The organism is Pseudoalteromonas sp. GW168-MNA-CIBAN-0100, assembly GCF_040309225.1.
Lineage (GTDB): Bacteria > Pseudomonadota > Gammaproteobacteria > Enterobacterales > Alteromonadaceae > Pseudoalteromonas > Pseudoalteromonas arctica.
Genome location: NZ_JBEOOL010000653.1, coordinates 1 through 265 on the forward strand (window position 1 = coordinate 1; position 265 = coordinate 265).

Consider the following 265-nt stretch of genomic DNA (forward strand, 5'->3'; position numbering starts at 1 on the left):
CTCTTTTGCATATATTCTAATATGGATTTAATTTGTGGTGGTGTTTTTTGACAGTTGATTCTTCTAAACAACTGAGGAAACTGTTTTTCGAATTCTTCAGCTTTTGATTTCATTAAAATACTGTCAGATAAGAATATCGGCACAACTATGTCGATATAGCAGTATTGAGATAATTTCAAAGCCATATCAATACCTGCAGCATCATGGTCAAAAAAGATACCAACATTAACACTGGGGTTGAGTTCATTAAGCATTATTTTAAGGT

1 protein-coding gene is annotated in these 265 nt (G+C 32.1%); it reads right to left on the reverse strand.

The features are described from left to right. On the reverse strand, nucleotides 1-265 hold a 265-nt coding region (locus AAEY62_RS22865; RefSeq protein ID WP_350636715.1), incomplete at both ends, for a DUF7281 domain-containing protein.